We start from the raw sequence: 26,280 nt of genomic DNA on the forward strand, positions 1-26,280 counted from the left end.
GGCGGTTTGTCAGCGGATGAAAGTGTTGGCTGACCCACTGCTATCGCAGGCAAGCCAGCTCCCACAGTCGATTGTCTTTGATATGAGATTGTTGTCTCTTTTTGGAGACTAGGCGATGCCCAAGGCAACCATTTTCTTATACAAGGTCGACCGACCCAGCCCCAGCCGCTTCGCCGCCCCCACCACATTCCCCTCACAGTGCTTCAACGCCGCCCCAATCACCTGCCGATCAAACCGCTCCCGGGCCGCGCTGAAACTCTCGCCCTCAACGGTCTCTACCGAACTCTGCTCAACCGGGCTGAATGTACCAATTGCTGCGCGAATTTCACTGGCATCCAGCACCAGGTCATCACTCAACAGCGCCGCCCGCTCCAGCACATTGCGCAGCTCGCGGATATTCCCCGGCCACGCATGCTGCGCCAATAACGCCAAGGCCTCGCGGTCCAGCTCATGCTGGCTGCGCAACTCCTCCAGAATCGCCTCGCTCAACGCCGGCAAATCATCCAGCCGCGCGCGCAACGGCGGCACCTGGATCGGCAGCACATTCAGCCGGTAATACAGGTCCGCCCGAAACTCCCCGCGCTTGATTGCCGCTTCCAGGTCCATGGACGTGGCCGCAATCACCCGCACATCACTGTGGATCATCTCGTTGGAGCCCACCGGCTCGAACTCTTTCTCCTGCAACACCCGCAGCAATTTGCTTTGCAGTGGTAGCGGCATGTCGCCGATCTCATCCAGAAACAGCGTGCCGCCCTGGGCAATCTGCAACTTGCCGGGGCGGCCCTTGCGGTCGGCACCGGTAAATGCGCCGGGCGCGGTGCCGAAGAATTCCGCCTCCAGCAAATCATGCGGGATGGCTGCGCTGTTGATGCTGACGAAAGCTTTATGGGCGCGAGGCGATGCACCGTGAATCGCCTGGGCCAGCAGCTCCTTGCCGGTCCCGGTTTCCCCCAGCAGCAACACAGGCGACTCCGCACTCGCACTGCGCCGCGCCCGACGTTTGACTTCCAGGCTGGCCGCGCTGGTGCCGATAAAGTGCGCGAAGTTGTATTTACTCTGCCGCGACCTCAGCAGCGACCGAGTGGAAGCCAGTTCCCGCTGCATGCTCAGGTAACGCTCGATCAGCGGCGACAGGTTGCGCAGCTCATCAAACAACGCAAACCCGATGGCGCCGATCACCTTGCCGGCGTCGTCATGGATCGGCAGGCGCATCACCACCAGCGGGCCTTTGGGCGTGTCCTGAATATCCAGCAATATCGGCTGGTCGTTACGCACCACCTGGCGCAACAGGCTGTTGGAAATCACCTGCTCGCAGGGTTGCCCGATGGCTTCGTCGGCGCTTTTCAGGCCGAAGCGCTTCGCGTAGCGCTCGTTCATCCAGACGATGTTCGCGTCACCGTCGACAATCACCGTGCCTTCGCTGGACTGCTCGATGATCTCGAACAGCGACTGGATCGCCAGGCCGCGAACATATTGGTAATCCTTGAGGCTGCCGGTGGTGCTCATGGGTGCGCCGCCGCGAGGAGTTCCCGGGTGTAAGGGTGTTGAGGCGCGGCAAACACTTCATCGCTGGGCCCGCGTTCCACCACCTTGCCGTCCTTGATCACGATCATGTCGTGGGCCAGGGCCCGCACCACCGCGAGGTCATGGCTTATAAACAGGTACGTCAGGCCGTACTTTTCCTGCAGCTCAAGCAGCAGGGCGACCACCTGTTTCTGCACGGTACGGTCCAGCGCCGAGGTGGGTTCGTCCAGCAGGATCAGCGCCGGCTTGAGCACCAGCGCACGGGCGATGGCGATGCGCTGGCGCTGGCCGCCGGAGAATTCATGGGGGTAGCGATGGCGGCTGGCAGGGTCCAGGCCCACGTCTTCCAGCACGCGGATCACTTGGGCTTCGCGGTCCTTGAGGCTGCACGGGGCATGCACTTCCAGGCCTTCGCTGATGATCTGCGCCACCGACATCCGCGGGCTGAGGCTGCCGAACGGGTCCTGGAACACCACCTGCATCTGCTTGCGCCACGGTTGCATCTGCTTTTGCGTCAGGCCGTCGAGGGCCTCGCCCTGGAAGCGAATCGTGCCGCTGGAATCCAGCAGCCGCAGAATCGCCTGGCCCAGGGTGGATTTGCCCGAGCCGGACTCGCCGACAATCCCCAGTGTCTTGCCGCGCTGTACCTCCAGGCTGATGCCATCCACCGCTTGCAGGTACTGCTTGCGCCGGAACAGCCCGCCGCCCAGCGGGAACTGCACACTCAGGTTATCCACCTGCAACACCGTCTCCCGCGCCTCGTGGTTCAAGACGATGCCTGCCGGTTCAGCATCCAGCAGCAGGCGGCTGTAAGGGTGCTGCGGGGCGCAGAACAGGGTTTCGCAATCCGCCTGTTCGACAATCTCCCCGGCCTTCATCACGCACACCCGCTGGGCAATGCTGCGCACCAGGTTGAGGTCGTGGCTGATCAGCAGCAGCGACATGCCCAGGCGTTGTTGCAGGGACTTGAGCAGCAGCAGGATCTTGCGCTGCACCGTCACATCCAGTGCAGTCGTCGGCTCATCGGCAATCAGCAGTTCCGGTTCACAGGCCAGGGCCATGGCGATCATCACCCGCTGGCGCTGGCCGCCGGAGAGTTGGTGGGGGTAGGCCTTGAGGCGTTCCCGGGGCTTCTGGATGCCCACCAGTTCGAGCAATTCGAGGATCCGCGCCTGGGCCTGTTTGCCGCCCAGGCCCTTGTGCAACAGCAGGGTTTCGCCGATCTGCTTCTCGATGCTGTGCAGCGGATTCAGGGACGTCATCGGCTCCTGGAAGATCATCGCAATCCGGTTGCCCCGCAGTTTTTGCAGGGTGGCGGGCGAGGCGCCGAGCAGTTCCTGGCCGCGATAGCGCACCGAGCCGGTGGTTTCGGTGCCGGCTTCGGGCAGCAGTTGCAGGATCGAATGGGCGGTCACCGATTTGCCCGAACCCGACTCGCCCACCAGCGCCAGGCACTCGCCGGGGCGCACGTCCAGGCACAGCTTGCGCACCACGGTCTGGCCGTTGAAGGCGACACTCAGGTCGCGAATCTCGATCAGGTTTTCAGTCATCTCAACGGCCTTCATGAGCGTGGGTCGAAGGCGTCACGCAACGCCTCGCCGATAAACACCAGCAACGACAGGATCAGCGCCAGGGTGAAAAACGCGGTCAGCCCCAGCCATGGTGCTTGCAGGTTCTGCTTGCCCTGGGCGATCAGCTCACCCAATGACGCGCTGCCGGCGGGCATGCCGAAACCGAGGAAATCCAGGGCGCTCAGGGTAGAAATCGCCCCGGTCAAAATGAACGGCAGGTAGCTCAGGGTAGCGGTCATCGCGTTCGGCAGGATATGCCGGCGGATGATCTTGCCGTCCCCCAGGCCCAACGCCCGCGCGGCCTTGACGTACTCCAGGTTGCGCCCCCGCAGGAACTCGGCGCGCACCACGTCCACCAGGGCCAGCCAGGAAAACAGCGCCATGATCCCCAGCAGCCACCAGAAATTCGGTTCGACAAACCCTGACAGGATGATCAACAGATACAGCACCGGCAGCCCGGACCACACTTCCAATATTCGTTGCCCGAGCAAGTCGACCCAGCCGCCGTAATATCCCTGCAACGCACCGGCCGCGATGCCGATGGCGGCGCTGATGGCGGTGAGGGCCAGGGCAAACAGGATCGACACCCGGGCGCCGAAGATCACCCGCGCCAGCACGTCGCGGGATTGGTCATCGGTGCCCAGCCAGTTCACGCTCGATGGCGGGCTGGGGGCAGGGCGGGTCAGCTCATAGTTGGGGGTGTCGTCGCTGAACGGGATTGGCGGAAACAGCATCCAGCCACCGTCCTTCTTGATCAGGTTCTGCACGTATTCACTGCGGTAATCCGCCTGGAACGGCAGTTGCCCGCCGAACTCCTGCTCGGTGTAGCGCTTGAACACCGGGAAATACAGCTCGTTCTGGTAGCTGAGCACCAGGGGTTTGTCATTGGCGATCAACTCGCCGCCGAGGGTCAGGATAAACAGGCCGATAAACAGCCACAGCGACCACCAGCCGCGGCGGTTTTTCTTGAAGCGTTCAAAGCGCCGACGGGCCACGGGAGAGAGCTTGAGCATCAGGCGTTCCTCGCGGCGAAGTCGATACGCGGGTCCACCAGGGTGTAGCAGAGGTCACCGATGAGTTTTATCAAAAGGCCAAACAGCGTGAAGATAAACAACGAACCGAACACCACCGGATAATCCCGTGAAACTGCAGCTTCGTAGCTCATGCGACCGAGGCCGTCGAGGGAGAAGATCACCTCGATCAGCAGCGAGCCGGCAAAGAACACCGCGATAAATGCCTGGGGAATCCCCGAGATCACCAGCAGCATGGCGTTGCGGAACACATGCCCGTAAAGCACCCGGCGTTCACTCAAGCCTTTGGCCCGGGCGGTGACCACGTACTGGCGGGTGATTTCATTGAGGAACGAGTTTTTCGTGAGGATGGTCAAGGTGGCGAAGCCGCCGATCACCAGGGCGCTGACCGGCAGTACCAGGTGCCAGAAGTAATCGGCGATCTTGCCGACGGTGCTCAACTGGTCGAAGTTTTCCGAGACCAGCCCGCGCACCGGGAACCAGTTCAACGAAGTGCCGCCGGCGAACACCACGATCAGGAACATCGCAAACAGGAACGCCGGCATCGCATAGCCAATCACGATCGCGGTGCTGCTCCACACATCAAAACTGCTGCCATGGCGCACCGCCTTGCGAATCCCCAGCGGGATCGACACCAGGTAGGTGATCAAGGTGGCCCACAGGCCGAGGGAAATGGTCACCGGCATCTTTTCGAGGATCAGGTCGGTCACGCTTTTGCCACGGAAGAAGCTGTTGCCGAAGTCCAACTGGGCGTAGCTCTTGAGCATCAGCCACAGGCGTTCCGGCGCGGGCTTGTCGAAGCCGTATTGTTTTTCGATGTCCTTGATCAGTTTCGGGTCCAGGCCTCGGCTGGCCCGTGAACCGCTGCTGAGGCTTTCGGCAGACGAGCCGCCGACGCCACCGCCACCGATGCCTTGCAGGTGGGCGATGGCCTGTTCCACCGGCCCGCCGGGCGCGGCCTGCACGATAACGAAATTCACCAGCAGGATAATCACCAGGGTGGGAATGATCAGCAGCAAGCGCCGCACGATATAGGCAAACATCAGCGGGCTCCCGGGCGTTTGGTCAGTTCGGCTTTCATCTGTTCATTGGTCAGCGGCGTGGGGCTGATTTCCCACCAGGTTTCCAGGGCCTCATCGGTCTTGGCTTCCACGGCCGGGCGGCCAAAGCGGTTCCACCACGCGGCGGAGGTGCCCGGCGGGTAGTAGTTGGGGATCCACAGGTAATTCCATTGCAGCACGCGGTCCAGGGCGTGGGCGTAACTGAGCATCAGCGACTGGGTATCAGCCTTGACCAGGCCGTTGATCAGGCTGTCGACGGCCGGGTCTTTCAGCACCATGTAGTTGTTGGCGCCGGTATCAAACGCGGCGGCGGAACCGAAGTAGTTGTACAGCTCCATCCCCGGCGAGGTGGTAACCGGGAAGCCGGTGACGATCATGTCGTAGTCCCGGGCCATCAGGCGGTTGACGTATTGCGAGGAGTCAATGCGGCGGATGTTGAGGGTGATGCCGATCTGCGCCAGGTTGCGCTTGTACGGCAACAACAGGCGCTCAAGGCCGTTCTGGGCGTTGAGGAAGGTGAACTCCAGCGGCTCGCCCTCGGCATTCACCAGCTTGTCACCGTCGGGCTTCCAGCCGGCCTGTTCCAGCAGGGCCAGGGCTTGCAGCTGCTTGTCGCGGATCATCCCGGTACCGTCGGTGGTGGGGGCCTTGAACACCTGGGTGAAGACTTCGTCGGGAATCTGCCCGCGCAAAGGTTCCAGAATCGCCAGTTCCTGGGCATCCGGTAGTTGGGTCGCCGCCAGCGGGCTGTTGGAGAAGAAGCTCTGCTGGCGGATGTACATGTTGCGCATCATCTGCCGGTTGGCCCACTCGAAGTCCCACAGCATGGCCAGGGCCTGGCGCACGCGGCGGTCCTTGAACATCGGTTTTTGCACGTTGAACACGTAGCCCTGGGCCGGCTGCGGTGCCTCCTTGGCCAGGTGCGCGCGTTGCAGGCGGCCATCATCGAGGGCCGGGCCGTTGTAGCCGATGGAGTAGCCGGTGGCAGAGAATTCGCGGTTGAAGTCATAGGCGCCGCCCCGCAGGACCTGGCGCGCCACTTCGGTGTCGCCGAAGTATTCCAGGCTCAGGTGATCGAAGTTGTACAGGCCGCGGCTGATGGGCAGGTCCTTGCCCCACCAGTTCGGGTCACGCTTGAACGTGATGGTGTTGCCGGCATCCACCTTGCTGATGGTGTAGGGGCCGCTGCCGAGGGGAATCTCGTAGCCGCCGCCGTCGGCGAAGTTGCGGGTCTTCCACCAATGCTCGGGGAACACCGGCAGGGTCGCGACATCCAGGGGCAGGGTGCGGTTTTCATTGCTTGCGAAATCGAAGCGCACCTGGCGCGGGCCTTCGACTTCGACGTGTTTGACGTCGGCGAACAGCGTGCGGTAGCGCAGGCTGCCCTGGGTCATCAGCAGGTCAAAGGAGTAACGCACGTCTTCGGCGGTGATCGGTTGGCCATCGGCGAAGCGCGCCTTGGGGTTCAGGTAGAAACGCAGGGACAGACCGTCGTCTGACCGCTCCATCTTTTCCGCCACCAGGCCGTAGACCGTGTAGGGCTCGTCCAGCGAACGCAGGGCCAGGGGCGAATACAGCCAGCCGTCGACCTGGCTGACCCCGATGCCTTTGTCGCCATAAGGCAGTACATGGTCGTAGCGCCCGATTTCGATCGCCGAACGCCGCAGGCTGCCGCCCTTGGGGGCATTGGGGTTGGCGTAGTCGAAATGGGTGAAGCCGGGTTGGTATTTGGCCGGCTCGCCGTACACGGTCAATGCCGATTGCGGCGCGGCGATCACGGCGGTGCTGGCCAGCAACAGGGCCAGGGTGGAGCAAAACAGGGTAGAAAAAGCGACTCGCATTATCAGCCTTGGGCGCCGGGTGAAGAGGTAAAGGGATTTGTACGCTATGCGCGTACGCCTCGCCAGTCATCACACTGTCACAGATGCACAACGGCCCACCAAAGGGCGGGCCGTTGTTTTAAACATTAGCGCGGACTGGATCAGTCCTGACGGCTGGTTACTTCCAGCAGGTGATAACCGAACTGGGTTTTCACTGGGCCTTGCACGGTGTTGACCGGGGCGCTGAATACGACGGTGTCGAATTCCTTGACCATTTGGCCCGGGCCGAACGAACCCAGGTCGCCGCCTTGACGGCTGGACGGGCAGGACGAGTTGGCTTTGGCAACTTCGGCGAAGTCGGCGCCGCCTTCGATTTGCGCTTTCAGTTCGTTGCACTTGTCTTCGGTGGCAACGAGGATGTGACGGGCGGTGGCTTTGGCCATGAGGGGTATCTCCTTGGGTAAAAATGCTGAGCGTACCGGATTCAGGTGGTTATTTCCTGGCAAAGTTCCCCTGGGTTGCCTGGACGGTCAGGATCGGGCCATTACGCCGCTGTGGGTCAGCCAATCGATAAACAGCGCAAACAGCTCCGCCTGGGAGTTGATTTCAAGCTTGGTATACAAATGCTTGCGGTGCATGCGCACGGTTTCCGGGGAAATGCCCAGCACCTGCGCGGTGGATTTCACCGAGTGCCCACGCAATATCAGATGGGCGATTTCCCGTTCGCGCACGGTCAATACGCCGCTGCCAAAATGCATGAACGCCGCTTCAATCTGCTGATGCACCTGGGTCTGGGTGAAGGCCTCGTCGCTGATCACCTTGCACAGCCCGCCCGTGGTGCCGAAGCGGCGCAGCAGTTCGCGCACGATGGGTTGGGCGGTTCGTTGCAGTGCCAGTTGTTCGTCGCTGAACTGGCCGGCACTCAGCCCCTGGAACATGCACAACGAAATCTTGCTGTTGGGGCACAGGTCGACGATGTAGTAGCTCTCCTGGGCGCCGCCGCTGCGCAGGTAGTAGGTTTTGTAGTACTCGCTGTTGAAGAAATCGTCCGGGGCGATCTGCGCCAGGTGGTAGAAACCTTCGGCCAGGCCCTTGTCTACCGCGAGGCAGAACGGGTCCAGCAGGTAGCCCCGGGAGAAGTAACGGTTGATGATCTCTTCGTAGTGCGGCCGGGGGATGCCTTGCTGGTAGAGCAAGTGTGGCGCCTGGCCCTGGCGCTCCAGGCTGATCATCATCGATTCGATAGGGGTCAGCGCACTGAGGGCGCAGGCCAGGTGTTCAAGGAATGACGCTTCGTCGACGCTGGCGAAGGCGTGGGCCAACGCACCATTCCAGGCGTCAAGCACCTGGAAGGACGGGGCAGGGCAGTGATCGGCATGCTCGTTCATGCCGGCCAGTCTACCCGCCGGCCAGGGCCCCGGCAAAAGCACCGGGGCGCCCAGGCTCATCGGCCTTGATACTCGCCGCTCTGGCGCAGCTCTTCGGCGGTGTCGAGGATGCACTGGCGCAGGATTTCCACCACTTGATCCACCTGGGCATGGGTGATGATCAGCGGCGGCGACATCACATTCAGGTGGCCAATGGGCCGTACCAGCAAGCCTTTGGCCTGGGCCCGCAGGTGGATCTTCTCGCCGATGTTCACCGCGTCCGGCAGCAGCGCCTTGGTGTGTTTGTCGGCGACGAACTCAATGCAGGCCATCAGCCGCTGGCAGCGCACATCGCCCACCAGCGGCAGGTTGGCCAGGGTTTGCAGGCGCTGTTCGAGGTACACACCGACGTCTTCGACATGGGCCAGCAGGTTTTCCCGCTCGATGATCTCGATGTTCTTCAGCGCCGCCACACAACTCACCGGGTGGCCGCTGTAGGTGAACCCGTGGGTAAAGCAGCGGCCCTTGCCCGGCTCGCCGATCACTTGCCAGATGCGCTCCGAGAAAATACACGCGCCCAACGGCAGGTAGCCGGACGTCAGGCCCTTGGCGGTGGTGATGATGTCCGGTTGCATGTCGAACACTTCCTGGGAGGCAAAGAATTTTCCCAGCCGGCCGAAGGACGTCACCACTTCATCCGCCACGTAGAGCAGGTCATAACGTTGGCAGACTTCCCACATGCGCCGGTGGTAACCCTTGGGCGGAATGATCACGCCGCCCGAGCCCATGATCGGTTCGGCAAAGAACGCGGCCACTTTGTCGGCGCCGATGGTCAGGATCTTGTCTTCGAACTCATCCACCAGGAAATCGAGGAACTGCGCCTCGCTCATGCCCTGCGGCGCCCGGTAGTAGTTGGGGCACGAAATGTGGTGGAACAAGTCGCTCATGAAGTCGAATTCCGGCGCGCGGTCGGCGGCCTTGTTGCCGATGGACATCGTGAGGAACGTCGAGCCGTGATACGCACTGAAGCGCGAGATGATGTGTTTCTTCTCATGCTTGCCGCGACTGTTCTGATAGAACTGCACCAGACGATAGGCGGTATCGACAGCCGTGGAACCGCCGGTGGTCAGGAACACATGATCAAGATCGCCAGGGGCCAGACTGGCAAGCTTGGCGCACAGTTCGATGGCGGTGACGTTGGCCATGTCGCAGAACGGGTTGGAGTACGCCAGCTGGCGAACCTGGTTGGCGATGGCGTCTGCCATTTCCTCGCGGCCCAGGCCGATATTCGTACACCACATGCCGCCGACCGCATCCAGGTAGCGGTTGCCGGCGGTGTCGTAGATGTAGGCGCCGTCACCCGCCGCGATATTCAGTGAGCCTTGTTCACGGTGTTCGTCGAACATATGAAAACCGTGCATGTAATGGGCCTTGTCGGCGGCGTCCAGTTGGTCGTGGTCGAACTGGGCGAAAAAGTCAGGATTTGGTAGGGTCATGGCGTTTACCTTCAATGGCTGGGTTTCACTTGCCGGTCTTCACGGCGTTCCAGGTACGGGTGATCAGGCGCACGGCAGCTTGGGACTGGCTTTTCTGGGTGAACAAGCGCTGCATCGTCGCCGGGTCCGGGTAGATGGCCGGGTTGTCGCGTATATCGGCATTTACGAAGGGCTTGGAGGCCAGGTTGCTGTTGGCGTAGTGAATGGTGTTGCTGACGCCGGCGATAACCTCGGGTTGCAGGAGGAACTCGATGAACTTGTGGGCATTCGCCACATGGGGCGCGTCGGCCGGGATGTAGAAGTTGTCGAACCAGATCAGCGAGCCTTCCCTGGGGATGAAGTAACTCAGGTTGACCTTGGCCCCGGCTTCCGCCGCCCGGGCCTGGGACGTGGCGTAGTCGCCGGACCAGGTGGTGGCCATGCACAGCTCGCCATTGGCCAGGCCGTTGATAAAGCCGCTGGAGTCGAATTTGCGGATGTACGGGCGCACGGCCATCAGCACGTCCTGAGCGGCCTTGAGGTCTTTGGGCGCCACGCTGTTGGGGTCCAGGCCGAGGTAGGTCAGGGCCAGCGGGATCATGTCGGTAGGGGAGTCCATGAAGGTGATGCCACAGTCGGCGAAGCGCGAAACGATCTTGGGATCGAAGATCATCGCCAGGGAGCCGATGGGCGCATCCGGCATGCGTTCCTTGATCTTGTCGATGTTGTAGGTCACGCCATTGCTGCCCCAGGTGTAGGGCGCCGAATAGGTCACGCCCGGATCATGGGTTTCCAGGCTTTTCAGCACTTGCGGGTCGAGGTTGTTCCAGTCCGGCAGCAGCGCTTTGTTGAGGGGCTGGAAGGCCTTGGCCTTGATCAGCAGCGGCACCAGGGACGCGTTGAGCACCACCAGGTCATAACCCGAGCGCCCGGACAGCAGCTTGCCCTGCACGGTTTCGTAGGAGTCGTAGGTGTCGTAGATCACCTTGATGCCGGTGGCTTTCTCGAAGTCGGCGAGGGTGTGTTCCCCGATGTAATCGGCCCAGTTGTAGATGCGCAAGGTGTTGCCCGGGTCGTCAGCGGCCTGGCTGACGGACGTTGATGCAAGCAAGACAGCGCTGAACAGGGCGATAACGGCTTTATGCATGGCGAACCCACCTTGATGTTGTGCTTGTTGTCAGGCCGAGGGGCTGATTGCACTTTCAGGCAGGTGGCGGGTGGGGCGCCATACCCCGTTCGGGTAGGAGCCGGTCAGGGCAGTACGATGTAGTCGTTTCGCGTGACGACCGGGCGGTGTACGCCGGGTTCCAGGTGGATGTAGCGCCCGTCTACCAGGTCGATGGGCAGGCAGTCGTCGATATTTAGTACGCCGTCGGTGTGGGATTGCGTCCAGTGCGTGAGCATCTGCTGTTTGCCTTGGGCTGCCGCCTCCCTGGCCGTGCGCGCAACCACCAGCAGGTAGTGGTGTGCCTCGCCAAAGACGTTCGATTCATACCCGCCCAGGTTGATGAAGTACAGGCGCGGCGCCCCGGCGTTCGGCGCCAGGTGGCTGAGCTGGACTTTCCAGCCGTCAACGCCATCCACCGTCATCCAGGAGTCGATATGCACACCTTTCTGGCTGCCGAACCAGCCCTCGCGCAGTTGCGGGTAGGCGGCTTCCAGGGTGTCGGCGACGGCGAACACCACATCATGCACTTCGATTTTCGCCCGGGGGTGCTTACCCCCCAACATGACCACAAACAGCATTGCATGCCCTTTCTATGGCTGGGATGGAAAGGGCCACCTTCCTTCGATTGAACCCTTTTGTCCAGTCGGTGCCACACTGTTAATTCGCAAATTCATCAGGAGGTTGTCATGCGCACCATTGATCTGGCCGGCGTACCCGTCCCTGTCATCGGCCAGGGGACCTGGCGCATGGGCGAGGATCCCGGCAAGCGCAGCGCCGAAGTGGCCGCGTTGCAACTGGGTATCGATGAGGGCATGACCCTGATCGATACCGCTGAAATGTATGGCGAAGGCGGTGCCGAAGAAGTCGTCGGCGAGGCGATTCGCGGCAAGCGCGACCAGGTGTTCCTGGTCAGCAAGGTGTACCCGCACAATGCCAGCCACAAGGGCATTCCACGTGCATGTGAGGCCAGCCTCCAGCGCCTGGGCACCGACTACATTGATCTGTATCTGTTGCATTGGCGTGGGCAATACCCCCTTGAAGAAACGGTAGAAGCCTTCGAGCGCTTGCGTGAGGCAGGCAAGATCGGTCGTTGGGGTGTGTCCAACTTTGATGTGGCAGACCTGCAGGAGCTGGCTTCCCCGGCCTGTGCCACCAATCAGGTGCTCTACAACATCGAGGAGCGCGGCATCGAGTTCGACCTGCTGCCATGGTGGCAGCAACACAATTTACCCTTGATGGCCTACTGTCCCATCGCCCAGGGTGGCGAGCTGTTGGCCAGCCCGACCCTCAAGCAAATTGCCCGTCGCCACGAGGTCACACCCGCCCAGGTTTCCCTGGCCTGGGTCTTGCGCCAGGACGGTGTGATCGCGATTCCCAAGGCTGTTACGCCAGAGCATGTCCGGCTCAATGCCGCAGCGGCGAAGCTGGTGCTTGATGAGCACGACCTGGACGCGATTGACCGGGTTTTTGGGGCGCCGAAGCGCAAGCATCCGCTGGCGATGGTCTAGTGGCCGACAGAAACGGTGCCGTCCATGGCGATGCCGTTTCTGTTTCGGTGGCTGCTTAGCCGGCTACCGGGCTGCGCCAGTCATCAGAGCCAGAGGTACCGGAGACCTCATGGGTCCAGACGATTTTCCGGTAAGTGAAATACACATCCTCCAGGTGCGTGAAGTGTGCGTTGTTCGGGTCCTGGCAGTTGGGCATCCGTGACTGGATGTCCACCAGGATCGCGTCTTCCAACTCGATGGTGAAGTAGTGTTCCTGGGTTCCGGCTGAAGAGGTTCGGTACCACTCAAGCCGGCACTTGACCATTTCCCCGGAGGTCAATGCGCTGAACAGCAATGGCGACGATTTATCGAATACCTTGCTGATCATCAGGGGCTTGTGCACACGCTGGCCGGTGGGCTGGCCGGATTGCGGGTCACGGGGAATGATCACCTGATGCTGGAATGCTTCCACCAGGATCTGGTCTTCATGGCCTTCCTGGTAAATGTTGCCGACCGAGTCCTGGGTGAACGTGCCTGCCGTGATCAAGCCTTGCTTGGTGCCGGTGATGGATAGATACGCGGGTGTTGGCATGACGGGTTTCCTTGCCTGATAAATGAGGTCGTCCCGGCCGACGGACTTGCCGGCCGGGTAATGCTCGATATCAAGAAGCGTGCCGGAAAGTTCGAGCGTCAATGAAAGCAGGGGGGTAAGGTTTTATTGGTTTTCATTTTGAGCGGCATTAAAGGTTTTAATTCGATTTAGTTGTATTTGTTTGCGCAGGGGTGTGCAGTTAGTTGCTCATGTTGATGGGCGTTGTTATTCGCAGAGTTCACCTCATTCATGATGAAGCCTATCGCTTTGGCTGCGCAAATTCTTGCGCGTCGGTGATTTTTCTATTCTTGTAGGAAACTCCTTAACTGCTATTTGGTGGCTTGAACAATGCTTTTTGCATGGATAAGGTTCGTGCTCTTCTCGTAGGGAAGGCAAACTTTAATCAATGTCCTGATGTGCGCTTGAATGGCCATTAGTTCACTGAACATGCTCAGGAAAGTAAAGTGCGGCCCATAATGGTTTACTCAGACAGGCTTTCCGATTATTACCTCGAACTTGCGCAGGCACCCAACTCGAAAACGAGTTATGCGGGGGCCGATATGCGTTTTTCGACCGAGTATGAGGCGCTTGAAACTGAACTGGGCAAGGCGCACTCCATTCACGGAAACAGTCAGCCTGACTGGCAATGGGTCGTGGAAAAAAGCGAGGCGCTGTTACGCCACCAGTCCAAGGACTTGCGGGTCGCTGTCTGGTTGACCTGGGCCTTGCATCAGCGCGAGTCCTTCCCCGGGCTACTCGCAGGCCTCGGATTGCTGCGCTACCTCTGTGAGCATCATTGGGCGGTCGTTTATCCGGGCAAGCTGCGTACCCGCAGTGCCGCCTTTGGCTGGCTGGTCCCGCGCCTCGATCAGGTGCTTGCACAACCTGTTTCGCTCAAGGATCAGCGGCCCTTGTTCCACTGCATGCTCGAACACCTGGCGCGGCTGGACGAGTTGTGGACCGAACACCTTCTCGAAGATGCGCCACTGTTACTGCCGGTTCGCAGGCAGCTGTCGGACCGATTGCAACAGTCCACCGAAAGCGAACCTCCAGCAGGCGGTAGCACAGGGGTGATCGCCCATATCAGGCAGGTCGCGACTCAGTTGATGGCGCCCGAGCCCATTGTGGAAAACGAAAAGGACGCCCACAAGCTGCTGCGCACGCTGCAGGAACATGCCCGGCCCTTGTCGGCCTGGTGGCAGCGCCAGAATGCCACGGACCTGCGCGCACTGCGTCTGAACCGAACGTTGACCTGGCTGACGATCACCAGTCTTCCGGACTGTGACAGCGAACAGGTAACGCCTTTGCGCGGGCCGGCGCCCGACAAGCTCAAGCGGTACCAGGAGCGCTTTGCCCAAGGGCAGTATACCGACCTGCTGCTGGAGCTTGAAGGCAGCCTGGCCGGAGCACCTTTCTGGTTCGACGGCTTGTACCGGGTGTGGGAGTGCCTGCAGGCACTCCAGGCCGACCTGGCCATGACCGAGCTGGAAGTGCACTTCGCGCTGTTGCTCCAGCGCTTGCCGGGGCTTGCACAGCTGCGCTTCCACGACGGAACACCCTTCGCCGACGACGTCACCCGTGGCTGGATCAACACCCAGGTTGCCCGCCATTTGCAAGCCCCGGTTCCACTCAGGTCGGCACCTGATGCCCCGGCTGCGCCTTGGGACAAAGCGTTGCACGACGTCATGCCCGTGCTGCGCAAGGACGGGTTCAAGGTGGCTGTGCGGTCCCTCAAGCAGGGCATGCAAACCGCAACAGGTGATCGTGCCCGGTTTCATTGGCGGCTTGGCCTGGCCAGGTTGTGTTTGCTGGCAGGCAAGCATGACCTGGCCAAAGTCCAGCTCGATCACCTGGACCACGAGCTGCAGCACTCAGGCCTGCTGCGCTGGGAGCCCGAGCTGGCGGTTGAAGTGCTGCAGCTCTTGCATGGCTGCTGTGACGTATTGCCCCAAAGCCATTCCGTGCGTGAGCGCAAGGAAGATGTCCATCGCAGGCTGTGCCACTTCGATCTCGAAGCGGCACTTGAATAGGCTTTCGAGCCCCCCGAAAAAGGAGAAACACTATGGCGAAAGAAGGTTCGGTAGCCCCCAGGGAACGCATCAATATCACGTTCAAACCCGCCGTCGGCACTGCGCAGGAAGAGGTCGAGCTGCCGTTGAAATTGCTGGTGCTTGGTGACTTCACCCAGCGTGAAGACCTGCGCAAGCTCGAAGACCGCAAGCCCGTCGGCATCGACAAGAACAGCCTCGACGAGGTGCTGGCCAAGCAGGCCTTGAGCCTGGCCTTGAGCGTCCCCAACCGGCTGCAGGATTCAGCCGAACCTGACGAGTTGGCGATCCGGGTCAGGATCAATTCGATGAAGGACTTCAATCCTGCACAGCTGGTTGAGCAGATACCCGAGCTGAAAAAGCTCATGGACCTGCGCGATGCACTTGTGGCGCTCAAGGGGCCGCTGGGCAACACGCCGAGCTTTCGAAAGGCCATTGAAAATGCCCTCGCCGATGACGATTCGCGCAAGCGGGTATTGGCTGAATTGGGGCTGGACAGCTCCGCCGTATGACGCTCTCAGTTAAAAGGACACTGACACCATGACTACCAGCCAAAGCCCGTCGCATGCGCCCATCACGGATGAGTACAGCATTCTCGACAACATCATTGCCCAGACCCGCCTCAGCGCCGACGACGAGGCCTACAGTATTGCAAAGCGCGGAGTCTCGGCATTTATCGAGGAGCTGATCAAGCCGCAAAACGAGGGCGAGCCGGTCAAGAAGCGCCTGGTTGACCGGATGATTGCCGAGATTGACGCAAGGCTCAGCCAGCAAATGGATGAAATCCTGCACCATCCCGACTTCCAGGCACTGGAGTCTTCCTGGCGTGGCTTGCAGTTGCTGGTTGATCGCACCAATTTTCGTGAAAACATCAAGATCGAACTGCTCAGCGTCTCCCGCCAGGACCTGCTGGATGACTTCGAGGACTCACCGGAGGTGACTCAGTCCGGACTCTACAAGCACATCTACAGTGCCGAATACGGTCAGTTCGGCGGCCAGCCCGTAGGGGCAATCATCGCCAATTATTTCCTTTCCCCCAGTGCTCCCGATGTCAGGCTGATGCAGTATGTTTCCAGCGTGGCCTGCATGGCCCATGCACCGTTCATTGCGGCGGCCGGCCCTGGCTTCTTCGGCCTGGAGAGCTTTACCGGCCTGCCTGACCTCAAGGACCTGAAGGACCATTTTGAAGGGCCGCAGTTTGCCAAATGGCAGAGTTTTCGCCAGAGCGAAGATGCCCGCTACATCGGCCTCACCGTACCGCGCTTTCTATTGCGTACGCCGTACGATCCCGTTGATTGTCCGGTCAAGACGTTCGCCTACCAGGAACATGTGGCCAGCAGCCACGAACACTATCTGTGGGGTAATACGGCCTATGCCTTTGCTACCCGCTTGACGGACAGTTTCGCCCGGTATCGCTGGTGCCCGAACATTATTGGCCCGCAGAGTGGTGGTGCAGTGGAGGACTTGCCGCTGCATCACTTTCACAGCATGGGCGAGATCGAAACCAAGATTCCTACCGAGGTGCTGGTATCCGACCGACGCGAATACGAGCTGGCGCAAGAGGGCTTCATTGCCCTGACCATGCGCAAGGGCAGTGACAATGCAGCGTTCTTTTCCGCCAGTTCGGTGCAAAAACCCAAGTCTTTTGGAATCAGTGCCGAAGGCAAGGCTGCCGAGCTGAATTACCGGCTCGGTACCCAATTGCCGTACATGATGATCGTCAATCGCCTGGCCCACTATCTCAAGGTGCTGCAGCGTGAACAGCTGGGGTCGTGGAAGGAGCGCACCGACCTTGAGCTGGAACTCAACAAATGGATTCGCCAATACGTAGCCGACCAGGACAACCCCAGCACCGAAGTGCGTGGACGGCGCCCGCTTCGGGCTGCGCGCATTGTTGTCAGTGATGTCGACGGGGAGCCCGGCTGGTATCGCATCAACCTGAGCGTTCGCCCGCACTTCAAGTACATGGGGGCAGACTTCACTCTGTCGCTCGTCGGCAAGCTCGATAAAGAATGAGCCGCCGCCACGTGATTACCCAAAACCGCAGCCTTTTCGAGCGCCTGGAGTCCGGCGTGGGGCGCAGCCCGCAAGGTTGCGTCGTGGAATCCGTGGCGGGTCATCTGGCGAAAATGCTCAGCACCCGTGCGGGCAGTGTCCAGACGCTACCTGATTACGGGTTACCTGATCTGAATGACATGCGCCTCAGCCTGCATGACGCGTTGAGCCAGGCTCGGTTCCTGATTGAGCGCTTTATCCAGGCCTACGAACCCCGTCTGAAGGATGTCCGTGTCAAGGCATTGCCACAGGACCGTGACCCGATGGTGCTGGCTTTTTCCATCGAGGGGGCCATGGAAGTCAATGGCATGACGCAAGCGGTCGCCTTTTGCGCCAGCCTGGCTCACGGCGCACGGGTCGAGGTCAAACCGAATGTCGTTTAACCGCTACTACCAGGGCGAGCTGAGCGCACTACGACAGTTGGGGCGACGCTTCTGCGAGCGCAACCCGGCACTCGCGCCGTTTCTTGGGGACGCTGGCCAGGACCCGGACGTAGAACGGTTGCTTGAGGGTTTTGCATTCCTCACCGGTCGCCTGCGGCAGAAGCTTGATGATCAATTGCCGGAGTTGAGTCACTCGTTGATGCATCTGCTGTGGCCCAACTATATGCGGCCGCTGCCGTCGTTCAGCATGCTGCAGTTTGATCCGCTCAAGCGCACAGGGCCGGCCATCAGGGTCGAGCGGGATACACCGGTGGAAAGCATTGCGATCGACGGTGAATGCTGCCGTTTTCGTACCTGTTACCCGACGCAGGTCTTGCCGCTGCAACTGGCCGCCATGGAGTACTCGGTACAGGGCGAGGGCGCTTTGCTCTGCCTGCGTCTGGAGATGACGGCCGAGGGCAACTTCAGTGAGCTGGAACTGAACTGCCTGCGTTTGCATCTCGCGGGGGAGCAGCCCGTCAGCCAGGCGCTTTACCTGGGGCTTTTGCGTCACCTGGACGGGTTCGAGTTGCAGCCTTTCGGGCGCGACGGGCTGCCGGTCATCGGCGCCGACGGCAAGCCTGTTTCATTGCGTCTGTCCAGCAACGATATCAGTCCTGTGGGCTTTTCCGAGGATGAGGCACTGATCCCTTATCCGTTGAATACCTTTCGTGGCTATCGCCATTTGCAGGAGTACTTCGCCTTTCCCGACAAATACCTGTTTGTCGATGTGAGTGGCCTTGGCGCGCTGAGCAGGTTGCCTATTGACGTACTCAAGCAGGTACATGGCGTGACGTTACGCTTCGACATGCGTGGTCGCGGTATTGAGCGAATGGCGCCTACCCTGGACAACGTGAAGCTGTACTGCACGCCCATCGTCAATCTGTTCAAGCACGACGGCGTACCGATTCGCCTGGACGGCAAGCAGGACGAATACCTGTTGTTGCCTGGCGAATACGCCAGGGGGAACTGCGGTGTATTTTCCGTCGACAAGGTCACGGGATGGCGGCCGGGAGGCCTCGGGTACCAGGAATATGTACCGTTCGAATCGTTTGAGCACGATTTTGGCAGCGCCGCGCCCAGCTATGGCGTTCGCCAGCGGCCATCCCTGCAACATGCCGGCCTGGATACCTGGCTGAGTTTCGACCGGTGTCCAGTGCATGAACAGGAAACCCTGTCGATTGAACTGACCTGCACCAACCACAACCTGCCACGCCTGCTGCAGGTGGGCGATATCAATCAGGCGTGCGAACAGACGCCCGAGTTTCTCTCGTTTCGCAACATCACCGCGGCAACCCCCAGCTTTGCGCCACCCCTGGACAGCGACTTTCTGTGGCGACTCATCAGCAATATGTCGCTCAACTATCTGTCATTGACCGATATCAACGCCTTGAGGGTGATCCTCGAAACCTACGACCTGCCGCGTTATCACGACCGCCAGGTGGAAAAGGTCAGCAGGCGAAGGCTGGGCGCCCTCCGTTCGATCAGTCACCAGCCCGTAGACCGGCTGCACCGAGGCCTGCCATTTCGCGGCTTGCGGGTTGACCTCACCATCGATCCTGAAGGCTACCTGGGGGAGGGCGACGTGTTCGTCTTTGCCTCGGTGCTCAACGAGTTCTTCGCGCTTTACGCCAGCCTCAACTCGTACCACGAACTGCGAGTCATCAGCACACAAGGAGACGTGTACCTATGGCCACCCCGGATGGGCCAGCAGCCCCTGCTTTAACCGCACTGTCCCGAGTGATTCGCGAGTACTCGGTGTTTCAGGCGGTCGCGCAGATTATCGAGCGCCTGCGCGAGGCGCATCCCTCGCTGGACGAGGATGCGCTCTACGATCAATTGGAGTTCCAGGCCAACCCAGGCTTTGGCTTTCCCGGCAACGACATTGATCTTGTGGAGTTTTTTGTCGAGCACGGCCATTTGCGGGCACGGCTTCGCCTCAATGTGCTGGGCCTGTTTGGTACAGGGTCACCGCTGCCGGCGTTCTATGGCGAGCAAGCCTTTGCCGAGGTAGCGGGCGGTAATCCGACGCGGGAATTTCTTGATCTTTTTCACCATCGCCTGCACCGGCTGATAGTGCCGATCTGGCGAAAATATCGTTATCAGGCGAGTTTTCAAACGGGCGCCCGCGATCCCTTTTCCGAGCAGATGTTTGCATGGGTGGGCCTGGGTGGCAGCGCGATTCGCAGCGCGGCTCAACTGAACTGGAAACGCCTGTTGCCCTACCTGGGGCTGCTGAGCCTGCGCGTGCACTCCGCCGCGCTGATCGAGACCGTGCTGCGTTATTACTTCAAGCACAACCGGCTGGTCATCGAGCAGTGGGTCGAGCGCAGGGTAGTGATCGACCAGGAGCAGCGCAATGACCTTGGTCGCGCCTATAGCTCGTTGGGTTCGGACCTGGTGCTGGGGGAGTGCCTTATCGACCGCAGTGGCATGTTCAGGGTTCATGTATTGGCACTCGACTGGCAGCGTTTTCACGAGTTTTTGCCCACCGGGGCGGGTTACGAGCCGCTGTGTGCGCTGGTGCGTTTCGCCGCCCGGGACCCCTTGGAATACGACGTGCGACTGGTGTTGGCGGCGGGCGAGGTCCGGCCGTTGCACCTTGGCGAGCACAACGTCTGCCGCCTGGGCTGGACCAGCTGGCTGGGGCATGAGCGGGCAGACGGCGTGGTCATCCTGGCCAGTAAAAATCATTAGGGATTGATGGATATGATGAATGTGGATCTGCAACAACTTATCCAGGCATTGACGGCGTCCACACGGCGCGACCTGGAACGCAGCGCCGAGCGTTGTGTCACCCGGGGCGGCGGCGAGGTGCTGGTGGAAGACTTGCTGCTGACGCTCCTGGAGCATCCCGAGGGTGTTCTTATGCGAGCGCTGCAGGATGCGGGCGTGGATGCCGGGGAATTGCAGGCCGTGCTGCAACCTCGGGTCGACCAGAGCGCGTCCCGCAATCCGGTGTTTTCGCCCGCCCTGGTGCAATGGCTGCAGCAGGCGTTGCTGGTTGCCCATCTGGAGCTGGGCCGACGGGAAGTGGACCATGGCGCCTTGCTGCTCGCCTTGTTGCGCAACCCGATGCAGCACGCTGGCAGCCGTTACCAGGCGGTGATGAGCACGCTTGATGCACCGCGTGTGCTCGGATTTCTCTTGAGTGAAAACGCGCAGGCGGCTCCAGCTGAGGCGGGGAGTTCCTTGCTGGAGCGCTTTACCCATGACCTGACTCGCCAGGCCCGGGACGGGAAACTCGACCCCGTGCTCTGTCGCGATAACGAAGTCCGGCAAATGATCGATACGCTCGCGCGGCGGCGCAAGAACAACCCCATTCTGGTGGGCGAGGCGGGTGTCGGGAAAACCGCGATAGTCGAGGGCCTGGCCCTGCGGATCGTCAGCGCGCAAGTGCCAGAGGTGCTCAGGAAGGTGCGCCTGCTGACCCTGGACATGGGCCTGCTGCAAGCCGGTGCCAGTATCAAGGGTGAGTTCGAGCGCCGCCTCAAAGGCTTGATCGATGAGGTCAACGCCTCGCCGCAACCGGTCATCCTGTTCATCGATGAGGCTCATACCCTGGTCGGCGCAGGCGGCTCGGCCGGCAGCTCCGATGCCGCCAACCTGCTCAAGCCAGCGCTGGCACGAGGTGAGTTGCGTACCATCGCCGCGACGACCTGGTCGGAGTACAAGAAGTACTTCGAGAAAGACCCGGCGTTGGCGCGGCGTTTTCAGCCGGTGCAGGTGCACGAGCCGACGGTTGACGATGCCGTGACGATTTTGCGTGGGTTGGTCCCGGTGTATGAGGCCAGCCACGGAGTCTACGTGCGCGATGACGCCGTGGTCGCCGCCGCGCAGTTGAGTGCCCGCTACCTGGCCGGCCGCCAGTTGCCGGACAAGGCTGTGGACGTGCTGGACACCGCTTGTGCCCGGGTGCGGATCAGCCTGGTCACGGCGCCGGACGAACTGCAGCAGTTGCGCGCCGAACTGGCCGAGGGCACGCGCCAGCAACGTGCCGTGCGCAGGGATGCCGACGCGGGGTTGGCCATCGATGAACAGGTGCTGCAGCACCTCACCCGGAGACTGGAAGAAGTAGAAGTCGCACAGTTCCAGCTTGAACAACGCTGGACCCACCAGCGCGAACTGGCCGAGAAGGTGCTCTCGCTGCGCCAGCAACTGGCCGACGCCGGTAACCTTGGCGAAAGCACTGAGGCTCTCGCTCCGCTCCTGGCCCAGAACCATCAGGCGTTGCAGGCCATACAGCACGAACAGCGATTGCTCAGCTTCGAAGTATGCCCACGGTTGGTGGCACAGGTTATCAGCGCCTGGACGGGTATTCCCCTGGAGCAGCTTGCCCGCGAACACAGCGCGAAGGTCCTGAACTTTGCGGATGATCTACGTGGTCGCATCCTCGGCCAGGAAGGTGCCGTGCAGGTCCTGGACCGTTGCCTGCGGGCTGTCGCGGCCGGCGTGAACAAGCCTGATGCCCCCGTGGGGGTATTTCTGTTGGTGGGCCCCAGTGGTGTCGGCAAAACTGAAACAGCCCACGCCCTGGCCGACCTGTTGTATGGCGGCGAGCGCTTTGTCACCACGATCAACATGTCTGAATACCAGGAGAAACACTCACTGTCCCGGCTGATCGGCGCACCACCGGGTTATGTCGGTTACGGGGAGGGCGGGGTGCTGACTGAGGCGGTGCGGCAAAAGCCCTATTCAGTGGTGCTGCTCGATGAGGTGGAAAAGGCCGATCCGGATGTCCTGAACCTGTTTTACCAGGTGTTCGACAAAGGGGTAGCCAATGATGGAGAAGGGCGTGAAATCGACTTTCGCAATACCCTGATCCTGATGACTTCCAACCTGGGCAGCGATCTTGTCACCGGGCTGTGCGCCGACAGTCAACGACCGGCTGTCGAAGTACTGCACGCCGCAATCCGGCCGGTACTGACAGCTCATTTCAAGCCGGCGCTGCTGGCCCGTATGCGAGTCGTGCCGTATTACCCGGTGGCAGGCGCGGTGCTGCACCAACTGATTGAACACAAACTTCAGCGCCTGGGCCAGCGTCTGCTTCAGCGCAAGCTCGCATTCAGTCACGCAGGGGATCTTGTCGCACACATGGCCGAGCACTGTAGCCACAGTGGGAGTGGCGCGCGGTTTGTCGACCAATGGATCGAGGAAAACCTGTTGCCGCAGGTGGTGGATCGCCTGCTGGATGCGATGGCCGTTGGCAAGTCCCTGCAGTTCGTCCATGCCAGGCTGGATGCCAACGGCACCGTAATCTGTGAGTTCAGCTGATGGCGGACAATCCGTTTACCCAGTTGCCAAGCCCGCTGGACTACGCCGCTGCCTTGTTGGGATGGTTTACCCGGTTGGGCATCAATAGTGACGAATCGACATTGGCCGATGACTTTGCGGCAGGCGCCGCGCAATTGAGCGGCTGCGAGCTTGGCCAGTTGTACTTGCTCGACCAGGCCACCGGCCGCCTCGAACTGGCTGCCCAGTATTTGCCGGGCCTGTCGCCGCCAGGGGCAGTTGTGAGCTCGGGCGCGGATTTTCGGAACGAGCAACTGTTGCAGTACGTGCTGCAACAGAACCGGGTGTTTAACCTCACCGAGGCAGGCAGCAGTGTGTATGACACGGGGTTTCTGCCAGCGGGCGCGGCGTCCTGGCAATCACTCCTGTGCGTGCCGTTACCGGGGCCGAGCAAGCAGGTATCCGGGATGGTGTTGTGTGCCAGCCTGCGAGCGACGGAGCTGGCTGGCTACGGTGCGTCCCTGGGCCAATTGGGCAGTTTTGTCTTGAGCCAGTTGGCCCTGTTGCGGCGAATGCGCCGGGCTCCCGGTGCGTTGAAGGTGGTTCGCAGCACCCGCAGCACCAGCGCCTACGGCTTGATCGGAAACAGCACGGCCATGGACGAGACGTGCCGCCTGATCGGCAAGGTGGTGCATAGCCCCTACACCGTGCTGCTCCGGGGCGAGACCGGCACCGGTAAAGAGGTGGTCGCCCGGGCCATTCATGCTGCCGGCCCGCGCAGCAGCAAGGCATTTGTGGTGCAAAACTGCGCAGCGTTTCCCGAAGGCTTGCTCGAAAGTGAGTTGTTCGGTTACCGCAAAGGCGCGTTCACCGGGGCCGAAAGAGACCATGCCGGCCTGTTTGACACCGCCCACGGCGGCACGCTGCTGCTCGACGAAATCGGTGATATGCCGCTGTCACTGCAGGCCAAGTTGTTGCGGGTCCTGCAGGAGGGCGAGATTCGGCCGTTGGGTGCCAACACGTCCCACAAGGTCGACGTGCGAATCGTCGCGGCGACCCACCGGGACCTCACCAGCATGGTGGCTGAAGGAAGCTTTCGCGAGGACCTTTATTACCGGCTGGCGCAGTTTCCTATCGAGTTGCCGGCGCTGCGCCAGCGGGACGGGGACGTGCTGCAACTGGCCCGGCATTTCGCCGACAAGGCCTGTGCACTGTTGGGGCGAGCCACGGTGGGCTGGTCGAGTGCGGCCCTGGATCAACTGTCCAGCCACCACTTTCCCGGCAACGTTCGTGAGCTCAAATGCATGGTGGAGCGGGCGGTGCTGCTGTGCGACGACGAGGTGATCCTGCCTGCGCATTTATCGCTGCCATCAACCCTGTCCGCGCCCGCTGTCGACGCAACGCTGCGCCAGCGCATGGAGCGAGTCGAGCGGGTAGTGCTGATCGACTGCCTGCGCAAGAACCGTGGCAATCGAACCCGCACCGCCCGTGAACTGGGCCTCGCCCGGCGCACGTTGTTGTACCGCCTTGCTCGCCTGGACATTCCGTTTGGCGAAGTCCAGGGAGAGTGCTGAATGGCACACCCTTTCAATTCCGGGAGATACCTGATGCCTGTTAGTCAGTGGCAAGCCCTGGTGCTTGTGTTGTTTTTGCTGAGTGGCTGTAACACCAATCATGTCTTTGACGACGATGACTACCGTCCGCTGGGTGATCCGCGGTCCACCGGTCGTGGCCTGTGAGCGCGGAGGAGTCCTGCCATGCAGCTAGTGTTTGAGGTGTGCCCTGCGGGGCCAGCAGAGTCCGCGCCGGCGCTGCGCAAAGTCTTTGACGGTGTGGGGGGCGTCATCGGCCGGGGGGGCGGTTGCGACTGGACCCTGCCTGACACCAGTCGCCAGGTTTCCGGTCGTCACGCGGTGATCAGTTATCGTGACGGCCGGTATTTCCTGACGGATATCAGCAGCAATGGAACCCGCCTGGCAGGCCGCAGTGAGCGTCTGCATGAGGGGCAGCAGCAACCGATAGATGACGGCGCGGTATTTCAGCTGGGGCCGCTGAGTATTCGCGCACGACTGGTCAGCCCACCGCTGGGACAGGGCCAGGACGGATTACACAGGCTGATTCCCGATGATGCATTCCTTGAGCTGGACCCACTGCGGGCACTGGCCAGCGAACTGCAGCGCGAGGACGGGTCGCAAGAGCTGGCGGCCCTGAACATGACCACCTACGAGACATTGCGCTGGACGGACCACGCGGCGGCGGACCGGGATCACCTGACGGTTCCCGAACTTGTGAAGCCTGCGCGCCAGGTTGCCCCAAGTCCGCAATCGCCCGTTCCAGGTCACGGCTCAGGGCCATTCTGGTTGGGGTTTGCGCAAGCACTCGGTATTGATCTGGGCGACCTCGATGAGTCGGCAAGAGAAGTCCTGGCGATCAAGGCCGCGAGCTTGCTCCGGCAAATGACTGAAGGGTTGCAACAGAGCCTGGGCACCCGTAACGAGCTCAGGCAAGAGCTGAAACTGGCACTCACCCAGACGCCGCTCCAAAGCCCCAACCCACTTAGAGACAGCGCAGACGCCAGTGCGGCCTTGGGGTCGCTGCTGGGTGTCGGGCAGCTGGGGCAGGTTTCCGCCGAGATGCTTGTCATGCGGGCGTACCGCGACATGCAGGCTCACGAGGTGGCCTTGCTGGCGGCCTGCCGCGCGGCAGTACGCGGCGCTCTGGCAGCCTTTGCGCCCGGCCATTTGCTGCTGTGCTTCGAACGCCAGGCAAGGCCGCCGCTGATCCCCCGGTGTGGCGCCCGCTGGCGCGCGTATCAGCGCCATTACCAGGCACTGATCGAGGACGAGCACTTGAGCGAGCGCCTGCTGGGCAGCGACTTCGCCAAGGCGTACGAGGAACAGATTCGTCTGATCTCAACCCTTCACCGTTATCCAGGATGATCTTCATGGCCCGAGTCACCGTTGCATTGTTGTGCGCTGTAATGGGTTTGCTGGGTGGTTGCTCCCTGTCGCCCTTTTCGAAGTTGACCAAGCTGGACCTGACACTGACCGCCAGCGAACGGGTCAACCCTGATCTCCATGGTCGCCCGTCGCCGATCGTGGTGCACCTGATGGAGCTTCGACACCCCGTGGCTTTTGAAAATGCGGACTTTTTCAGCCTTTATGCTCATGCCGAGCACACGTTGCCCAAGGACCTGGTGAACCTCGAAGAGCTGGAGTTGCGCCCCGGCGATCACTCCACGCTCAAACTCAGTCTCGAGCCAGGCAGTCGTTATGTCGGCGTGCTGGCGGCGTACCGTGATTTGCCTCACTCGCAATGGCGCTATGTGTTGCCGGTGACCGCGCAGCGATTGACCGGCGCTGAACTGATCCTTGATCAGGCCGGCATTCGGTTGGTCAACCCGCAACCCGCGAAGGTGGGCGACTGA

General features: G+C 61.2%; 23 protein-coding genes. 12 read left to right on the top strand and 11 right to left on the bottom strand.

Going from position 1 to position 26,280, the window contains the following annotated elements:
* Positions 1 to 108: 108 nt before the first annotated feature.
* The 10 genes from HX839_RS00205 to HX839_RS00250 form a co-directional block, all read right to left on the bottom strand.
* On the bottom strand, positions 109 to 1,506 hold the full coding sequence (locus HX839_RS00205) for a sigma-54-dependent Fis family transcriptional regulator (protein ID WP_177066572.1): 1,398 nt from the start codon (positions 1,504 to 1,506) through the stop codon (positions 109 to 111).
* Positions 1,503 to 3,074: an ABC transporter ATP-binding protein gene (locus HX839_RS00210; protein WP_087694187.1), complete on the bottom strand. Its 1,572-nt coding sequence runs from the start codon at positions 3,072 to 3,074 to the stop codon at positions 1,503 to 1,505. The genes HX839_RS00205 and HX839_RS00210 overlap by 4 nt, the downstream gene beginning before the upstream one ends.
* A gap of 11 nt (positions 3,075 to 3,085) precedes the next feature.
* Positions 3,086 to 4,108 (bottom strand): ABC transporter permease, encoded by a 1,023-nt coding sequence (locus HX839_RS00215; protein WP_003208019.1) that lies wholly within the window; start codon positions 4,106 to 4,108, stop codon positions 3,086 to 3,088.
* Entirely contained in the window at positions 4,108 to 5,169 is a 1,062-nt protein-coding gene (locus tag HX839_RS00220; RefSeq protein ID WP_003208021.1) for a microcin C ABC transporter permease YejB, read from the bottom strand. The genes HX839_RS00215 and HX839_RS00220 overlap by 1 nt, the downstream gene beginning before the upstream one ends.
* Positions 5,169 to 7,028 (bottom strand): extracellular solute-binding protein, encoded by a 1,860-nt coding sequence (locus HX839_RS00225; protein WP_003208022.1) that lies wholly within the window; start codon positions 7,026 to 7,028, stop codon positions 5,169 to 5,171. The genes HX839_RS00220 and HX839_RS00225 overlap by 1 nt, the downstream gene beginning before the upstream one ends.
* A 140-nt stretch (positions 7,029 to 7,168) precedes the next feature.
* Complete coding sequence (locus tag HX839_RS00230) at positions 7,169 to 7,450, bottom strand: peptidylprolyl isomerase (protein ID WP_003208024.1); 282 nt, start codon at positions 7,448 to 7,450, stop codon at positions 7,169 to 7,171.
* An 87-nt stretch (positions 7,451 to 7,537) separates the two neighbouring features.
* Entirely contained in the window at positions 7,538 to 8,455 is a 918-nt protein-coding gene (locus tag HX839_RS00235) for a response regulator transcription factor (RefSeq protein ID WP_250884643.1), read from the bottom strand.
* Positions 8,452 to 9,870 (bottom strand): aminotransferase, encoded by a 1,419-nt coding sequence (locus tag HX839_RS00240; protein WP_003208028.1) that lies wholly within the window; start codon positions 9,868 to 9,870, stop codon positions 8,452 to 8,454. Before HX839_RS00240 ends, HX839_RS00235 begins: the two co-directional genes overlap by 4 nt.
* A 25-nt stretch (positions 9,871 to 9,895) precedes the next feature.
* Positions 9,896 to 10,996 carry a polyamine ABC transporter substrate-binding protein gene (locus HX839_RS00245; RefSeq protein ID WP_177066573.1) on the bottom strand — a complete coding sequence of 367 codons (1,101 nt, stop codon included), beginning with the start codon at positions 10,994 to 10,996 and terminating at the stop codon, positions 9,896 to 9,898.
* A gap of 104 nt (positions 10,997 to 11,100) precedes the next feature.
* On the bottom strand, positions 11,101 to 11,595 hold the full coding sequence (locus HX839_RS00250) for a DUF1543 domain-containing protein (RefSeq protein WP_177066574.1): 495 nt from the start codon (positions 11,593 to 11,595) through the stop codon (positions 11,101 to 11,103).
* A gap of 108 nt (positions 11,596 to 11,703) precedes the next feature.
* Between HX839_RS00250 and HX839_RS00255 the strand changes: the two genes are divergently transcribed.
* Entirely contained in the window at positions 11,704 to 12,525 is an 822-nt protein-coding gene (locus HX839_RS00255; RefSeq protein WP_003208032.1) for an aldo/keto reductase, read from the top strand.
* A gap of 55 nt (positions 12,526 to 12,580) precedes the next feature.
* On the opposite strand, the gene HX839_RS00260 is transcribed toward HX839_RS00255, so the two are convergent.
* Positions 12,581 to 13,096 carry an Hcp family type VI secretion system effector gene (locus HX839_RS00260; protein WP_003208034.1) on the bottom strand — a complete coding sequence of 172 codons (516 nt, stop codon included), beginning with the start codon at positions 13,094 to 13,096 and terminating at the stop codon, positions 12,581 to 12,583.
* Positions 13,097 to 13,572: 476 nt separating this feature from the next.
* On the opposite strand from HX839_RS00260, the gene tssA reads away from it, so the two are divergent.
* Genes tssA through tssJ form a run of 11 tightly spaced genes read left to right on the top strand, consistent with a single transcriptional unit; the run spans position 13,573 to position 26,280 of the window.
* Positions 13,573 to 15,126, top strand: coding sequence for a type VI secretion system protein TssA (gene tssA / locus HX839_RS00265; protein WP_177066575.1), 1,554 nt, complete (start codon positions 13,573 to 13,575; stop codon positions 15,124 to 15,126).
* Between the two features lie 32 nt (positions 15,127 to 15,158).
* Positions 15,159 to 15,656, top strand: a complete 498-nt coding sequence (tssB, locus tag HX839_RS00270) for a type VI secretion system contractile sheath small subunit (protein WP_008437006.1) — start codon at positions 15,159 to 15,161, stop codon at positions 15,654 to 15,656.
* Between the two features lie 28 nt (positions 15,657 to 15,684).
* Entirely contained in the window at positions 15,685 to 17,160 is a 1,476-nt protein-coding gene (gene tssC, locus HX839_RS00275) for a type VI secretion system contractile sheath large subunit (protein ID WP_177066576.1), read from the top strand.
* Complete coding sequence (gene tssE / locus HX839_RS00280; protein ID WP_003208041.1) at positions 17,157 to 17,582, top strand: type VI secretion system baseplate subunit TssE; 426 nt, start codon at positions 17,157 to 17,159, stop codon at positions 17,580 to 17,582. Before tssC ends, tssE begins: the two co-directional genes overlap by 4 nt.
* Positions 17,572 to 19,347 carry a type VI secretion system baseplate subunit TssF gene (gene tssF / locus HX839_RS00285; RefSeq protein ID WP_177066577.1) on the top strand — a complete coding sequence of 592 codons (1,776 nt, stop codon included), beginning with the start codon at positions 17,572 to 17,574 and terminating at the stop codon, positions 19,345 to 19,347. The genes tssE and tssF overlap by 11 nt, the downstream gene beginning before the upstream one ends.
* Positions 19,311 to 20,318 (top strand): type VI secretion system baseplate subunit TssG, encoded by a 1,008-nt coding sequence (tssG, locus tag HX839_RS00290; protein WP_177066578.1) that lies wholly within the window; start codon positions 19,311 to 19,313, stop codon positions 20,316 to 20,318. The genes tssF and tssG overlap by 37 nt, the downstream gene beginning before the upstream one ends.
* Positions 20,319 to 20,330: 12 nt before the next feature.
* Positions 20,331 to 22,895, top strand: a complete 2,565-nt coding sequence (tssH, locus tag HX839_RS00295; protein ID WP_177066579.1) for a type VI secretion system ATPase TssH — start codon at positions 20,331 to 20,333, stop codon at positions 22,893 to 22,895.
* The gene (locus HX839_RS00300) at positions 22,895 to 24,427 is read left to right on the top strand and encodes a sigma-54-dependent Fis family transcriptional regulator (protein WP_087694178.1); all 1,533 of its coding nucleotides are present in this window, start codon (positions 22,895 to 22,897) and stop codon (positions 24,425 to 24,427) included. The genes tssH and HX839_RS00300 overlap by 1 nt, the downstream gene beginning before the upstream one ends.
* A gap of 33 nt (positions 24,428 to 24,460) precedes the next feature.
* Positions 24,461 to 24,592, top strand: a complete 132-nt coding sequence (locus HX839_RS00305) for a hypothetical protein (protein WP_003208049.1) — start codon at positions 24,461 to 24,463, stop codon at positions 24,590 to 24,592.
* An 18-nt stretch (positions 24,593 to 24,610) separates the two neighbouring features.
* On the top strand, positions 24,611 to 25,792 hold the full coding sequence (gene tagH, locus HX839_RS00310) for a type VI secretion system-associated FHA domain protein TagH (RefSeq protein ID WP_177050087.1): 1,182 nt from the start codon (positions 24,611 to 24,613) through the stop codon (positions 25,790 to 25,792).
* A 5-nt stretch (positions 25,793 to 25,797) separates the two neighbouring features.
* Positions 25,798 to 26,280, top strand: a complete 483-nt coding sequence (gene tssJ, locus HX839_RS00315) for a type VI secretion system lipoprotein TssJ (RefSeq protein ID WP_177028311.1) — start codon at positions 25,798 to 25,800, stop codon at positions 26,278 to 26,280.

The organism is Pseudomonas sp. I8001 (assembly GCF_013385345.1).
Lineage (GTDB): Bacteria > Pseudomonadota > Gammaproteobacteria > Pseudomonadales > Pseudomonadaceae > Aquipseudomonas.

Coding starts and splice junctions, on each gene's coding strand:
- HX839_RS00205 (WP_177066572.1), bottom strand. CDS start 1,506: ATGAGCACCACCGGCAGCCTCAAGGATTACCAATATGTTCGCGGCCTG.
- HX839_RS00210 (WP_087694187.1), bottom strand. CDS start 3,074: ATGACTGAAAACCTGATCGAGATTCGCGACCTGAGTGTCGCCTTCAAC.
- HX839_RS00215 (WP_003208019.1), bottom strand. CDS start 4,108: ATGCTCAAGCTCTCTCCCGTGGCCCGTCGGCGCTTTGAACGCTTCAAG.
- HX839_RS00220 (WP_003208021.1), bottom strand. CDS start 5,169: ATGTTTGCCTATATCGTGCGGCGCTTGCTGCTGATCATTCCCACCCTG.
- HX839_RS00225 (WP_003208022.1), bottom strand. CDS start 7,028: ATGCGAGTCGCTTTTTCTACCCTGTTTTGCTCCACCCTGGCCCTGTTG.
- HX839_RS00230 (WP_003208024.1), bottom strand. CDS start 7,450: ATGGCCAAAGCCACCGCCCGTCACATCCTCGTTGCCACCGAAGACAAG.
- HX839_RS00235 (WP_250884643.1), bottom strand. CDS start 8,455: ATGAGCCTGGGCGCCCCGGTGCTTTTGCCGGGGCCCTGGCCGGCGGGT.
- HX839_RS00240 (WP_003208028.1), bottom strand. CDS start 9,870: ATGACCCTACCAAATCCTGACTTTTTCGCCCAGTTCGACCACGACCAA.
- HX839_RS00245 (WP_177066573.1), bottom strand. CDS start 10,996: ATGCATAAAGCCGTTATCGCCCTGTTCAGCGCTGTCTTGCTTGCATCA.
- HX839_RS00250 (WP_177066574.1), bottom strand. CDS start 11,595: ATGCTGTTTGTGGTCATGTTGGGGGGTAAGCACCCCCGGGCGAAAATC.
- HX839_RS00255 (WP_003208032.1), top strand. CDS start 11,704: ATGCGCACCATTGATCTGGCCGGCGTACCCGTCCCTGTCATCGGCCAG.
- HX839_RS00260 (WP_003208034.1), bottom strand. CDS start 13,096: ATGCCAACACCCGCGTATCTATCCATCACCGGCACCAAGCAAGGCTTG.
- tssA (WP_177066575.1), top strand. CDS start 13,573: ATGGTTTACTCAGACAGGCTTTCCGATTATTACCTCGAACTTGCGCAG.
- tssB (WP_008437006.1), top strand. CDS start 15,159: ATGGCGAAAGAAGGTTCGGTAGCCCCCAGGGAACGCATCAATATCACG.
- tssC (WP_177066576.1), top strand. CDS start 15,685: ATGACTACCAGCCAAAGCCCGTCGCATGCGCCCATCACGGATGAGTAC.
- tssE (WP_003208041.1), top strand. CDS start 17,157: ATGAGCCGCCGCCACGTGATTACCCAAAACCGCAGCCTTTTCGAGCGC.
- tssF (WP_177066577.1), top strand. CDS start 17,572: ATGTCGTTTAACCGCTACTACCAGGGCGAGCTGAGCGCACTACGACAG.
- tssG (WP_177066578.1), top strand. CDS start 19,311: ATGGCCACCCCGGATGGGCCAGCAGCCCCTGCTTTAACCGCACTGTCC.
- tssH (WP_177066579.1), top strand. CDS start 20,331: ATGATGAATGTGGATCTGCAACAACTTATCCAGGCATTGACGGCGTCC.
- HX839_RS00300 (WP_087694178.1), top strand. CDS start 22,895: ATGGCGGACAATCCGTTTACCCAGTTGCCAAGCCCGCTGGACTACGCC.
- HX839_RS00305 (WP_003208049.1), top strand. CDS start 24,461: ATGCCTGTTAGTCAGTGGCAAGCCCTGGTGCTTGTGTTGTTTTTGCTG.
- tagH (WP_177050087.1), top strand. CDS start 24,611: ATGCAGCTAGTGTTTGAGGTGTGCCCTGCGGGGCCAGCAGAGTCCGCG.
- tssJ (WP_177028311.1), top strand. CDS start 25,798: ATGGCCCGAGTCACCGTTGCATTGTTGTGCGCTGTAATGGGTTTGCTG.